Origin of the sequence: Streptomyces sp. NPDC091682, from assembly GCF_044756625.1 — a bacterium.
Lineage (GTDB): Bacteria > Actinomycetota > Actinomycetes > Streptomycetales > Streptomycetaceae > Streptomyces.
In genome coordinates this window covers 213,476-226,456 of record NZ_JBIVTH010000013.1, presented here as the reverse complement: position 1 = coordinate 226,456, position 12,981 = coordinate 213,476, and the positions used below count along the sequence as shown (strand labels likewise).

The window sequence follows — 12,981 nt, the reverse complement described above, 5'->3', positions numbered from 1 at the left end:
ACCGATGAACGGAGAAACCCATGACCCTGCACTCCAGCTGGGTGGCCCTCACCGGCCAGACCCGCGAGAACACCCGGCTCACCCAGGTCGGCGCGACCACCCCCGCCAATCCGCTCCAGGCCCGCTCCGGCATCCTGCCCGGCTCGTACGACGGCCAGTTCCGGGTCTCCGGCTTCTGGATGGAGGGCACCTCCGCCATGGCCGCCACCCTCAACGAGGGCCGTGCCGTCATCCAGGGGCTGAGCAACCAGGGCGCGTACCCGGTGACCCTGGACGCGGACGTGACGCTCACCTTCGCCGACGGCGACGCGTTGGGGAACCGCATCGACCTGGTAGTCCTGCGCATCTACGACGGCTCCTACGACACCTCGGGCAAGTACGAGGCCGCCGTCGAGATCATCCGCGGCACCCCGTCCGCCACCCCGGTCGCCCCCGCGGCGCCCCCGCTCTCCCTCCCCCTCTACAAGGTCTCCGTCCCCGCCGGCGCCAGCGCCGGCAAGGGCGGCATCAACTGGGGCACGGCCCTGACCGACCTGCGAGTCCCCACCGTGTCCGTCGGCGGCATCCTGCCGGTCCTCGGCGACATCGCCCCCGGCGCGTACCCGGGCCAGTACCAGGACTCCAACGGCTCCCTCCAGCGCTGGGACGGCACTGCGTGGGTCCCGTACCCGTCGGCCATGGGCGGCATCGCCCCCAAGGGCACGGTGACGACCGCCAGCTACGTGGGCCAGTACCGGGACACCCCGCAGCGGGTCCTCCAGCGCTGGAGCGGCACCGCTTGGCTGCCCGCCTTCCCCGGCCCGCAGTTCGCCGAGAGCCTCGACGGCGGCTCCACCACCTCCGTCACCTACACCCGGACCCTGGAGGAGAGCGCCGTCCCCCAGGTGCAGGTCACCTTCGCGGCGCCGGCCTCGGGTTCCGTACTCCTCACCTACGGGGCCCGCATGTCACCGGTCGGCAACAGCCAGGCGGCGGCGTACACGAGCGTACGCGTGACCCAGGGGGGCACCGAGATCTGGGCCCCGGACGACGAGCGGGCCGTGATGACCGCCGGTGACCCGGGCACCTCGGCGTCGACCACCACGCGGCTGTCCGGCCTGAGCGCCGACCTCCCCTACGCGGTCACCCTGATGCACCGCGTCAGCATCCCGGGCGTCGATACCTGGTTCGACAACCTCTTCCTCCGCGTCGAGCCGATGATCTAGGACCCCGCTGATCCAGGGCCCCGCGGCCCTGGGAGCCCGCCGCTCCGAAGGCCGCCCTGGCTGCCCCACCCGCCCTGCCCGTTCCTTATTCCACCCCGAGAACCCCAGGAGAAATCCGTGAACGTCCGCTCCGCCTGGCTCCCGGTCACCGGCCAGACCCGCTCCGACACCCGCGTCGCCTCCTTCGGCGCCCTCACCCCCACCTCACCCGTCGCCACCCGGTCCGGTATCCTGCCCGGCTCCCCCGACGGCAAGTGGCGGATCTCCGGCTTCACCGTGATGGGTACCACCGCGATGGGTGCGACCGTCCACCCGGGCCGGGCGGTCATCCAGGGCACCGACGCCCAGGGCGCCTACCCGGTCGCGCTCACCCAGACGCTGGGCCTGACGTTCGCCGACGGCCACGCCCAGTACCCCCGGATCGACCTGATCGTGCTGCGCGTCCGCGACAACGAGTACGACGCGTCCGGGCGCACCGACGCAGCGGTCGAGATCATCACCGGGGTCCCGGCGGCCACCCCGGTCGCCCCCGCGACCCCGGCGCTCTCCCTCGCCCTCTACACGGTCGCCGTCCCGGCCGGCGCCAGCGCGGGCAACGGCGGGATCAACTGGACCAACGCCCTGGTCGGCCAGCGCACGACCACGGTCGGGCTCGGCGGCATCCTGCCGGTCACCGGCGACACCGCGATCGGTGCCTACCCGGGCCAGTACCGGGACATCGACGGCGGCCTGCAGCGCTGGGACGGCACGGCCTGGATGCCGTACCCGCCGAAGCCCACCTGGCAGAACTGGACACCGGTGTGGACCACCTTCACCGGCAACGCCACGCCCTCCTTCGGCAACGCCGAGGTCATCGCCCGCTACATCCAGCAGGGCCCGACCGTGCACATGAACTTCGCCTTCACCTTTGGCACCACCACCAATTTCGGTGCCGGCGCCAGCGCCGCCGACAACTGGCGGTTCACCCTTCCGGTCAAGGCCGCGTCCGCGATCAAGTGCGTCGGCTTCGCCGACCTGGCGATGGGTACACGGGAGCGCGCTGTGGCCAGGATCCGCTGCACCTCGACCACGTTCTTCGAGCTGGAGCTTTCCTCCGGCATGCCGTCCGGCGATTCCGTCGCGGTCTCCGGCATCGTGGACGGCGTCACCCCGTGGACCTGGGCCGCCGGCCACACCCTCCACGGCAGCGCCACCTACGAAGCGGCGGCCCAGTGAGCACCATCCACACCCCCTACCGCGCGATCTTCTGCGATCTGCGGACCGACCGGACCATCGACATCCTGCCCCTGCGGGACGTCTCCATCGACGACTACATCGGCAAGCCGGGCGCGCTGTCCGGCACCATCCCGATCCCGGACTCCGCCATCGCCGCCCGCGTCGCCCGCATCGAGGAGGGCCGCACCGCGGTCTACCTGGAGCGCGGCGGCGACCTGTGGTGGGGCGGCATCGTCTGGACCAGCACCCTGCAGAGCACCGATCGGGGCGTGGTCAGCCTCTCCCTCCAGGCCGCGACCTTCGACTCGTACGCGGCCCGGCGCCGCATCCGCGAGGACATCACCATCCCGCCGTCCATGGAGCAGGTGCAGGCCGCCGAAGAACTGTGGCGCCGGATGCAGGCCACGCCGGGCGGTGACATCGGCGTCACGTTCGAGCCGCAGGTGATGACCGACCGGTACCGCACGGCGTCCTGGCGGGACGGCGACGAGACCGAGTACTCCGAGGCGATCGAGTTCCTGGCCTCCGGGGAGCACGGTTTCGAGCACTACATCTCCGTCTTCCGCGACCCGGCCACCGGGGCCCGCACCCGCCTGCTGCGGCTCGGCAGCCCGCGCATCCACACGGGCGCCACGGACCTCGTACTGGACCGGCCCGGCGCGATCCTCTCGTACTCCTTCCCACGCGACGCCACCCGCGGCGGCACCACCGCCCGGGCCCGCGGCGCCTCGGCCAACACCAACCAGACCGAGGAGTCACGGCCGGTGGTCTCCGCGGAGCAGGTCGCCCAGGACCTGATCACCGGCGGCTGGCCGCGGATCGACCTGTCCTCGGACCACAACGAGGTCTCGGACAAGAACGTGCTGACCTCGCTCGCCAAAGCCGAACTGGCCCAGGCGCGCGGAGCCGTCGTCATCCCCGCGATCACCATCCGCCTGGGCGAGATGGTCCCCCCGACGCTGCTCGGCCGGACCGCCCGCATCCGGATCACCGACGAGTGGTTCTCGGAAGGCCTCGACGCCCGCTACCGGATCATCGGCGCCAAGGTCACCCCGCCCGAGCGGGGCCGGCCGGACACCGCCGAGCTCTACCTTGAGGAGGCCTGATGCCCCAGCTGCCCGAGGACATCATCGACCGGCTGACCGCCATGGAACGCCGGATCCAGCAGCTGTCCACGGCCGTCAACACCCGCCCCGCGCTCAACACCATCTCCGGCGGCGAGGTCAGGATCAGCGACGGCGGCTCGCTGTCCGTGGTGGAGCCCGTGAAAGGCACCAAGATCCTCGGTGTCGGGGCCTGGTCGCCGACGGAGTACGGCCTGGAGATCAAGCGCAAGAGCGGCAAGACCGCGCTGAGCGTGCGCAACGTCTCCACCGGCGACTACGACCAGGCCTTCCGGGTGTTCGACTCGTTCAACAACGAAATCGTCGCCGACGACGTGGTCACCGGCGGCCTCGCCCGGCCGTGGCTGGGCATGCTGCCGCCGCAGGACACCGGCACCACCCGCTGGCCGCAGACCAGCGCGACCGGCTGGACCACCGTCGCCCGCTCGTTCAACCCGATCTGGCAGCCCAAGATGCGGCTCTACTGCCTCACCGCGGCCGCCGCGGGCGTCACCGGCAAGATCCGGGTCCTCGTCGACGGCGAGCCGTGGGGCCCCGAGGTCACCACGCCGACGGTGTTCGACAACACCGGCAAGGTCGCTCCGGACGTCAACGCCCGCTTCGGCAGCGTGGTCAAGATCGAGATCCAGGCCATGGTCACGGGCGGCACCGGCCTCGTATACGTCCAGCCGATGATGCTCTACGGCACCCAGAGCTAACCCGAATCGAGAACCCATGAACATCGACCCGACCCAGCCCTGGGGCATCGCCATCGACTACGCGGGCCGCGCCACCGTCACCGAGCACGGCCACACCATCCAGGTCCGCGTGTACGACGCCGGCCTCGGCGGCGCCCTCGAACCGGACCCGGTCAGCGGCTACCCGGCGGTCTACGTCACCGCCCACTTCACCGAGAACGGCGACCTCGGCGCCCAGCTCCGCGGCTCCGGCCAAGTGGTCCTCAACCCCCCGCCCACGGGCCCGGTCCTGCCCGACCAGACCGCCGTCTCCACGGCGGTCTCGGCCGCCCTGGCGGACTTCGAAGCCCGCGTCACGGCCTACACCACCCTCTGCGCGAGCTTCACCCCCACCACCCCGTAAACCGGGCCGCCCTCCCGACCCCTGCCCGGCGCATCCAGCCCCACCAGGCACGTCCAGCCCCGCCAGGCACCTCCAAGCCCGGCCGGCCACAGCCAGCCCCGCCGGCGTTTGAGGCGCGGGGTCCGGGGCGGAGCCCCGATCTCCGACCCCCGCCCCGCCACCGGTACCCCCAGCCCCGAGCCGAGCCACCGCCCCGGCCGGGGCTTTCGCATGCCCGAAGGAGATCCAGATGGCCACTCCACTCACCGCCGACACCCTCCTCGCCGCGCTCCGCGCGGAAGGGGTAACCGTCCAGGAACACCCCGGCTGGCGCACCCACAACCGCAACCACAGGGGCGCCTGGGGCCCGGTCAACGGCATCGTGATCCACCACACCGTCAGCGCCGGCTCGGCCTCCAGCGTCGCCCTGTGCCGCGACGGCTACGCCGAACTCCCCGGCCCCCTCTGCCACGGCGTCATCGACAAGGCCGGCACCATCCACCTGATCGGCCACGGCCGCACCAACCACGCCGGCTTCGGCGACGGCGACGTCCTGGACGCCGTCGCCGCCGAAGCCCCGCTCCCCAGCCCCCGCCGCAACGACACCGACGGAAACGCCCACTTCTACGGCTTCGAGTGCGTCAACCTCGGCAACGGCACCGACCCCTGGCCCGAAGCCCAGCTCGACGCCATCGAGCGCGCCTCCGCGGCCCTGTGCCGCGCCCACGGCTGGCAGGCCGCCTCCGTCATCGGCCACAAGGAGTGGACCAACACCAAGGTCGACCCGCGCGGTTTCACCATGGAGGCCCTGCGCTCCCGGATCGCCGCCCGCCTCACCGGCAAGCCCACCCCGCCCGCCCCGGGCACCGGCGGCGACGGCACCGGCACCCGCTACCAGCCCTTCCCCGGCTCCGGCTTCTTCACCGCCTCCCCGAACTCGCCGATCGTGACCGCCATGGGCCGCCGCCTGGTCGCCGAGGGCTGCTCCGCGTACTCCGTCGGCCCCGGCCCCCGCTGGTCGGAGGCCGACCGCCGCTCGTACGCGAGGTGGCAGCACAAGCTCGGCTTCCGCGGCGCCGACGCCGACGGCTGGCCCGGCCGTACCTCCTGGGACGCCCTCAAGGTCCCGTACTCCGGCTGATCCGGCCGGGCCGGCCGAACCGACGCCACCCCTCACCGCACCGCACCGCACGAAAGAAGGCCCCCATGTCCGAAGCCGGAAAGCGCACCCTGCGCACCGTCCTCCAGAGCGCCCTGGCGATAGCCGTCCTGCTGCCCGCCACCGTGGACGCCTCCGGAATCCCCGCGACCCTCCCCTGGGTGGCCACCGCCCTGGCCGCCGCCGGCGTCCTCACCCGGGTGATGGCCGTCCCCGGCGTACAGGCCCTGCTGCCCGGCTGGCTGCGCACCGAGCAGCCGTACGACGCCGACCGCGAGCTGCGCGTCCTGCTCGCCCGCGACCCGCGGGACGAGGAGAACAGCGCGTGATGGAGCCGACCCCGCCCGACCCGCTGTCCGTCGCCGTGGAACTGGAACGGCTCCGCGGCACCATGGAAGCCGGCTTCGCCAGGGTCGACGGCTCGCTGGCCCTGCTCGTGCAGCGCAGTGACCAGACCGACCGGCAGCTCGCCGACCACGAGTCACGGCTCGACGCCCTGGAGCGCTCCCGCTGGCCACTCGCCAGTGTGACCGCGCTCGCGGCCGTTTCCGCGGTCGCCGTCACGGCCTGGCAGATCAGCGCCCAGTAAGCCGTCAACAGCCCGTGGACACCGGGGTTCCGGGGCGGCCCGCCCTGCGGGCCGCCCCATCCCGGCGCCCTAAACTGGCGGCTTGCCCGGCCACGGGCGAAATGTCGACCGGCAGGGAGCAGGCCATTGGAGACCGTGGCACCAGAACCGACCACCGTCGGCTCCCCTCCCCCCGATCGGGACCGGCCGGCGCCCCGCCGGACCGCCCGGTCGTACGGGCCCCTGCTGGCCTTCCTCGTCACCTCGGCCGCGTTATGCGCGGCCTGGGCCGCACGCGGCACCTACCCCTTCGGTGACACCGGCCGCGCCGTCAACGACCAGGCCAACCAGTACGTGCCCTTCCACCGGGCCCTGTGGGACCTCGTCCACGGGCAGGCCGCCGGCGACCTGCTCTTCACCTGGCGCAGCGGCTTCGGACAGCAGTTCCTGTCCGACTTCCACACCTACCTCGGCAATCCCTTCTCCTGGCTGGCCGTCCTCGTCCCGCGCGCCCACGTCGACCTGGCCGTCTTCGCGATCACCCCGATCACGGCGGGCGCCGCCGCCGCGGTGATGACCGTCTACCTCGGCAGGCTGCACCCCGGCCCCTGGTGGCAGCGCGGCGTCCTCGGAGCGGCCTACGGGCTCTGCGGATGGGCGCTCAGCGACGCCTCGTACATCCCGATGTGGCTGTGGGGCCTGGTCGCGCTCCCGATGCTCGGCATCGCCGTGGAGTGGTGCCTTCAGGAGCGCCGCTGGCCCGGGGCGGCCCTGCTGGTGACGCTCGCCTGGTACGGGAACTTCTACACCGCGATGATGGCCACGATCGCCGCCTGCGTGCTGCTGGCCGTCCGGCTGATCACCCTGGACATGACGGGCCGGCAGCGGCTGCGCGCCCTGTGGCGCGCGGCGACGGCCGCCGGGACCGGGATCCTGCTCACCCTCCCGCTCCTGCTGCCGTCATTCCTGTCGAGCGGCGCCGCGCAGCCCACCAGGGCCGCCGCCTTCGACCCCGTCCGGATCGAGGTCTTCCTCTCCGGTCTGATCCCCGCCACCCACCTGTGGGGCGGCCGCCCCCGCCTCTACGTCGCCTCCCTCGGCCTGATCCTCGCGGGCTCGTTCGTCCTGAACACGTCCGTCGCGAAGAAGACCCGACTGGTGTGGGCGGCCGCGGCCCTGCTCGTCGCCCTCTCGTTCCAGTTCCCGCCCACCCAGTACGTGTGGCACGGGCTGGCGGTGCCGAACGGCAACCCGTACCGCGAGACCTTCGTCTTCAGCGCGATGGTGGTCGTCCTGGCCTGGCTGGCGCTGGCCGCCCGGCCGCGCCCGCTCCATCTCGCCCTGGCCGCGGCCCTGTTGGTCACGGCCGCCTTCGTGCTGCGCCGCACCGACGATTTCGGCGGCTGGACCTGGCCCGCCGTACTGGGCGGCGGCGCGCTCTCCCTGCTGGCCCTGGTGCTGCTGGGCCTCGGCGAGAAGCGCCGCCGCCTGATCCCGGTGGCCGCGGTCCTGATGGTGGGAGCGGTCTTCGCCGAGTCCACCGTCGCCGCGGCGAACGCGGACGCCCGCCGCTCCCGCGAACGCTGGGCGAAGCCGATCCCCACCTCGAACCGGTCGATCGCCGGACACCTCGACGCCGTCCGGGGCGTGGCCGGCTGGCCCGCCTACCGGACCGACTCCGGCGCGCCGCAGACCTCGTACAACGACGCCCTGGCGCTGCGCGCCGAGGGGCCGCAGTCCTACAGCAGCTACCTCCCGGCGGCCACGTACAAGGCGCTGGAACCCCTCGGCTACGGCTACAAGAACGACGGCCGGACCTTCTTCGGCGCCGACAGCCCGGTCCTCGACGCGATCTTCTCGATCGGCGCCCGGGTGCGCCCGGGGACCGCTCCGGGCACCTGGACGGCCGCGAAGTTCCCCGCGCCCCCGCTGGTGACGCTCCGCACCGGCCCCTACACCTCGCCCAACCCGCAGGACAGCGTCTACGCCCGCCAGGAGAACGCGCTGGGCGCCACCGTCCACGAGGTCCCCCCGGTCACCCGCGGCGGCAGCGCCTCCGAGCAGACCTACGCCGCCCGCTGCACGCCCGGCTCCCGGGCCTACTGGTACTCCCCCGCCCTGTACGGCACCGTCCTCGCCGGCGGCACGGAGAAGCTGCTGAAGGACCGGATGGCCGGGGTCACCCCGCTGGGCCCGGTCCCCGCCTCCGGCCTGGTCAAGGTGACCGTACGCACCCGCACCCGGGGCGCCGACGCCGGCGCGCACCCGCTGGGCTGTCTGGACCGCGCGGCCCTCGACCGGGCCGTCGCGCACCTGAAGGCAACCGGCGCCACCGCGGTGCGGACCGGCGGCCACGACATCGAGGCCACCCTCCCCGAGGGCGCCCGGGGCACCGCCGTCTTCGCGATGACGGACGTCCCCGGCTGGCGCTGCTCGGCCCCGGTCGAGGACTTCCACGGCCTGGTCTCCGTGGCCCTCCCCGAAGGCACGCGGAAGGTCTCCTGCACCTTCACCCCGAAGGGCCTCGCCCCCGGCCTGGCCGGAGGCGCCCTCGGCCTCCTCGCCCTCGCCTCGGTCACGGTGGCCGGCCTGCGCCGCCGCCGCGCCGAGGGCCCCTGACCGGGTCCCGGCGGGTACGCCCTTCACGGGACCTCGGAAACGAGGAAGCCCCCCACCGCTCCTCACGGAGTGGCGGGGGGCTTCTTCTTACGAGCTCTTAGCCGTTGTACGGGCCGTAGTCGTAGTCCTCCAGCGGGACTGCCTGGCCGGAGCCGGAGCCGAAGGGCGAGTAGTCGATGTCGTCGTAACCGACGGCCGAGTACATCGCGGCCTTGGCCTCTTCGGTGGGCTCGACCCGGATGTTGCGGTAGCGGGCGAGGCCCGTACCGGCCGGGATGAGCTTACCGATGATGACGTTCTCCTTGAGGCCGATCAGGGAGTCGGACTTGGCGTTGATCGCCGCGTCCGTCAGAACCCTGGTCGTCTCCTGGAAGGACGCCGCCGACAGCCACGACTCGGTCGCGAGCGAGGCCTTGGTGATACCCATCAGCTGCGGACGGCCGGAGGCGGGGTGACCGCCCTCGGTGACCACACGACGGTTCTCGGTCTCGAACTTCGACCGCTCGACCAGCTCGCCCGGCAGGAGCTCCGCGTCGCCGGACTCGATGATCGTCACGCGGCGCAGCATCTGCCGGATGATGATCTCGATGTGCTTGTCGTGGATCGACACGCCCTGCGAGTTGTAGACCTTCTGGACTTCGCCGACCAGGTGGACCTGGACGGCACGCTGACCGAGGATGCGCAGCACGTCGTGCGGGTTGGTGGCACCCATGGTGAGCTTCTGGCCCACCTCGACGTGGTCGCCCTCGTGCACGATGACCTTGGCGCGCTTCGAGATCGGGAACGCCGTCTCGTCGCTGCCGTCGTCGGGCGTGATGACGATCTTCTTCGTCTTCTCGGTCTCCTCGATCCGCACGCGGCCGGCGGCCTCGGAGATCGGGGCGACACCCTTCGGGGTACGGGCCTCGAAGAGCTCGACGACACGCGGCAGACCCTGCGTGATGTCGTCACCGGCCACACCACCGGTGTGGAAGGTACGCATCGTCAGCTGGGTACCGGGCTCACCGATGGACTGGGCGGCGATGATGCCGACCGCCTCACCGATGTCGACCAGCTTGCCGGTGGCGAGCGAGCGTCCGTAGCAGAAGGCACAGGTGCCGACCGCGGACTCACAGGTCAGGACCGAGCGGGTCTTGACCTCCTCGACGCCGTTGGCGACCAGGGCGTCGATGAGCACGTCACCGAGGTCGACGTTGGCCGGCGCGATGACCTTGCCGTCGATGACGACGTCCTCGGCCAGCATGCGGGCGTAGATCGAGGTCTCGACGTCGTCGGCCTTGCGCAGCACGCCGTCCTCGCCGCGAACGGCGATCTTCAGCTTCAGACCGCGCTCGGTGCCACAGTCCTCCTCGCGGATGATCACGTCCTGCGAGACGTCCACCAGACGACGGGTCAGGTAACCCGAGTCGGCGGTACGCAGGGCGGTGTCCGCCAGACCCTTACGGGCACCGTGCGTGGAGATGAAGTACTCCAGAACGGTGAGGCCCTCACGGAAGGACGCCTTGATCGGACGCGGGATGGTCTCGTTCTTCGCGTTCGACACCAGACCACGCATACCGGCGATCTGTCGCATCTGCATCATGTTTCCTCGGGCACCCGAGTCAACCATCATGAAGATGGGGTTCGTCTTGGGGAAGTTCGCGTTCATCGCCTCGGCAACCTCGTTGGTCGCCTTGGTCCAGATCGCGATGAGCTCCTGCGTGCGCTCGTCCTTGGTGATCAGACCGCGCTCGTACTGCTTCTGGACCATCTCGTCCTGCGCCTCGTAGCCCGCGACGATGGCCTTCTTGGCCTCGGGCACGACGACGTCGGAGATGGCCACGGTGACGCCCGAACGGGTCGCCCAGTGGAAGCCGGCCGCCTTCAGGTTGTCGAGCGTCGCCGCCACGATGACCTTGGGGTAGCGCTCCGCCAGGTCGTTGACGATCTCGGAGAGCTGCTTCTTGCCCACCGAGTAGTCGACGAACGGGTAGTCCTCGGGCAGCAGCTCGTTGAAGAGCGCGCGACCCAGGGTCGTCTTCAGACGGAAGCTGTCGCCCGGCTGGAACTCCTGCTCGCCCTCTTCGGCGACCGGCGCCACCCAGCCGCGCGGCGGGATGGTGCCCACCGGGAAGCGGATGTCGACGGACGACTGGAGCGCGAGCTCGCCGTTGTCGAACGCCATGGTCGCCTCGGCCGTGGAGCCGAACGCGCGGCCCTCGCCCTTGGTGTCACGGAGCTCACCGTCGGTGGTCAGGAAGAACAGACCGAGGACCATGTCCTGGGTCGGCATCGTGACCGGACGGCCGTCGGCCGGCTTGAGGATGTTGTTCGAGGACAGCATCAGGATGCGGGCCTCGGCCTGCGCCTCCGCGGAGAGCGGCAGGTGCACGGCCATCTGGTCACCGTCGAAGTCCGCGTTGAACGCGGTGCAGACGAGCGGGTGGATCTGGATGGCCTTGCCTTCGACCAGCTGGGGCTCGAAGGCCTGGATGCCGAGGCGGTGCAGCGTGGGCGCACGGTTCAGCAGGACCGGGTGCTCGGCGATGACCTCTTCGAGGACGTCGTAGACGACCGTGCGGCCGCGCTCGACCATCCGCTTCGCCGACTTGATGTTCTGCGCGTGGTTCAGGTCGACCAGGCGCTTCATCACGAACGGCTTGAAGAGCTCCAGCGCCATGGCCTTCGGCAGACCGCACTGGTGCAGCTTCAGCTGCGGACCGACGACGATCACGGAACGCGCGGAGTAGTCCACGCGCTTGCCGAGGAGGTTCTGACGGAATCGACCCTGCTTGCCCTTCAGCATGTCGCTGAGGGACTTCAGGGGACGGTTACCGGGACCGGTCACCGGACGACCACGACGACCGTTGTCGAAGAGGGCGTCCACGGCCTCCTGGAGCATGCGCTTCTCGTTGTTCACGATGATCTCGGGGGCACCGAGGTCGAGAAGGCGCTTCAGACGGTTGTTGCGGTTGATCACGCGGCGGTACAGGTCGTTCAGGTCGGAGGTCGCGAAGCGGCCACCGTCCAGCTGCACCATCGGACGAAGGTCCGGCGGGATGACCGGCACGCAGTCCAGAACCATGCCCTTGGGCTTGTTGCTGGTCTGCAGGAACGCGGAGACGACCTTGAGGCGCTTGAGCGCACGGGTCTTCTTCTGGCCCTTGCCGGTACGGATGATCTCGCGGAGGCGCTCGGCCTCCTCGTCGAGGTCGAAGGACTCCAGCCGCTTCTGCAGCGCGGCGGCGCCCATGCAGCCGTCGAAGTACGTGCCGAAGCGGTCACGCAGCTCGCGGTAGAGCAGTTCGTCGCCCTCGAGGTCCTGGACCTTGAGGTTCTTGAAGCGGGCCCACACCTCGTCGAGGCGGTCGATCTCGCGCTGGGCGCGGTCACGGAGCTGCTTCATCTCGCGCTCGGCACCTTCGCGCACCTTGCGGCGTACGTCGGCCTTCGCGCCCTCGGCCTCGAGCTCGGCCAGGTCGGTCTCGAGCTTCTTGGCACGGCCTTCGAGGTCCGCGTCACGGCGGTTCTCGATCTGCTGGCGCTCGACGGAGACGTGCGCCTCCAGCGACGGGAGGTCGCGGGTGCGACGCTCGTCGTCGACGAACGTGATCATGTACGCGGCGAAGTAGATGACCTTTTCGAGGTCCTTCGGCGCGAGGTCCAGCAGGTATCCGAGGCGCGACGGGACGCCCTTGAAGTACCAGATGTGGGTGACGGGAGCGGCGAGCTCGATGTGGCCCATCCGCTCGCGGCGCACCTTGGCGCGCGTGACCTCGACGCCACAACGCTCACAGATGATGCCCTTGAAGCGGACACGCTTGTACTTGCCGCAGTAGCACTCCCAGTCCCGGGTAGGACCGAAGATCTTCTCGCAGAAGAGTCCGTCCTTCTCGGGCTTGAGGGTGCGGTAGTTGATGGTCTCCGGCTTCTTGACCTCGCCGTGCGACCAGGTTCGGATGTCGTCCGCGGTGGCAAGGCCGATCCGCAGCTCGTCGAAGAAGTTGACGTCGAGCACTGTGCGTCAATCCCTCTTTCGGGGTCGAGTCTCAA

The 12,981-nt window shown here is 71.0% G+C and carries 10 protein-coding genes; 9 read left to right on the top strand and 1 reads right to left on the bottom strand.

The features are described from left to right. Positions 1 to 20 precede the first annotated feature (20 nt). From ACIQK6_RS28370 to ACIQK6_RS28330, 9 genes are all read left to right on the top strand, one after another. On the top strand, positions 21 to 1,205 hold the full coding sequence (locus ACIQK6_RS28370; protein ID WP_329099592.1) for a hypothetical protein: 1,185 nt from the start codon (positions 21 to 23) through the stop codon (positions 1,203 to 1,205). Between the two features lie 117 nt (positions 1,206 to 1,322). Further along, the gene (locus ACIQK6_RS28365) at positions 1,323 to 2,420 is read left to right on the top strand and encodes a hypothetical protein (protein WP_329099593.1); all 1,098 of its coding nucleotides are present in this window, start codon (positions 1,323 to 1,325) and stop codon (positions 2,418 to 2,420) included. Then, on the top strand, positions 2,417 to 3,526 hold the full coding sequence (locus tag ACIQK6_RS28360; protein WP_329099594.1) for a hypothetical protein: 1,110 nt from the start codon (positions 2,417 to 2,419) through the stop codon (positions 3,524 to 3,526). The genes ACIQK6_RS28365 and ACIQK6_RS28360 overlap by 4 nt, the downstream gene beginning before the upstream one ends. Beyond that, on the top strand, positions 3,526 to 4,242 hold the full coding sequence (locus ACIQK6_RS28355; protein ID WP_329099595.1) for a hypothetical protein: 717 nt from the start codon (positions 3,526 to 3,528) through the stop codon (positions 4,240 to 4,242). The genes ACIQK6_RS28360 and ACIQK6_RS28355 overlap by 1 nt, the downstream gene beginning before the upstream one ends. A 16-nt stretch (positions 4,243 to 4,258) precedes the next feature. Next, complete coding sequence (locus ACIQK6_RS28350) at positions 4,259 to 4,624, top strand: ATP-binding protein (RefSeq protein WP_329099596.1); 366 nt, start codon at positions 4,259 to 4,261, stop codon at positions 4,622 to 4,624. A gap of 229 nt (positions 4,625 to 4,853) precedes the next feature. Continuing rightward, on the top strand, positions 4,854 to 5,744 hold the full coding sequence (locus ACIQK6_RS28345) for a peptidoglycan-binding protein (RefSeq protein WP_329099597.1): 891 nt from the start codon (positions 4,854 to 4,856) through the stop codon (positions 5,742 to 5,744). A 65-nt stretch (positions 5,745 to 5,809) separates the two neighbouring features. Then, entirely contained in the window at positions 5,810 to 6,091 is a 282-nt protein-coding gene (locus tag ACIQK6_RS28340) for a hypothetical protein (RefSeq protein WP_402695689.1), read from the top strand. Continuing rightward, the gene (locus ACIQK6_RS28335; protein WP_329107720.1) at positions 6,091 to 6,351 is read left to right on the top strand and encodes a hypothetical protein; all 261 of its coding nucleotides are present in this window, start codon (positions 6,091 to 6,093) and stop codon (positions 6,349 to 6,351) included. The genes ACIQK6_RS28340 and ACIQK6_RS28335 overlap by 1 nt, the downstream gene beginning before the upstream one ends. A gap of 135 nt (positions 6,352 to 6,486) precedes the next feature. Then, the gene (locus ACIQK6_RS28330; protein WP_329099599.1) at positions 6,487 to 8,949 is read left to right on the top strand and encodes a YfhO family protein; all 2,463 of its coding nucleotides are present in this window, start codon (positions 6,487 to 6,489) and stop codon (positions 8,947 to 8,949) included. Positions 8,950 to 9,046: 97 nt separating this feature from the next. On the opposite strand, the gene ACIQK6_RS28325 is transcribed toward ACIQK6_RS28330, so the two are convergent. After that, positions 9,047 to 12,946 (bottom strand): DNA-directed RNA polymerase subunit beta', encoded by a 3,900-nt coding sequence (locus tag ACIQK6_RS28325; RefSeq protein ID WP_329099600.1) that lies wholly within the window; start codon positions 12,944 to 12,946, stop codon positions 9,047 to 9,049. Between the last annotated feature and the right edge of the window lie 35 nt (positions 12,947 to 12,981).

Coding starts and splice junctions, on each gene's coding strand:
- ACIQK6_RS28335 (WP_329107720.1), top strand. CDS start 6,091: ATGGAGCCGACCCCGCCCGACCCGCTGTCCGTCGCCGTGGAACTGGAA.
- ACIQK6_RS28350 (WP_329099596.1), top strand. CDS start 4,259: ATGAACATCGACCCGACCCAGCCCTGGGGCATCGCCATCGACTACGCG.
- ACIQK6_RS28370 (WP_329099592.1), top strand. CDS start 21: ATGACCCTGCACTCCAGCTGGGTGGCCCTCACCGGCCAGACCCGCGAG.
- ACIQK6_RS28340 (WP_402695689.1), top strand. CDS start 5,810: ATGTCCGAAGCCGGAAAGCGCACCCTGCGCACCGTCCTCCAGAGCGCC.
- ACIQK6_RS28355 (WP_329099595.1), top strand. CDS start 3,526: ATGCCCCAGCTGCCCGAGGACATCATCGACCGGCTGACCGCCATGGAA.
- ACIQK6_RS28345 (WP_329099597.1), top strand. CDS start 4,854: ATGGCCACTCCACTCACCGCCGACACCCTCCTCGCCGCGCTCCGCGCG.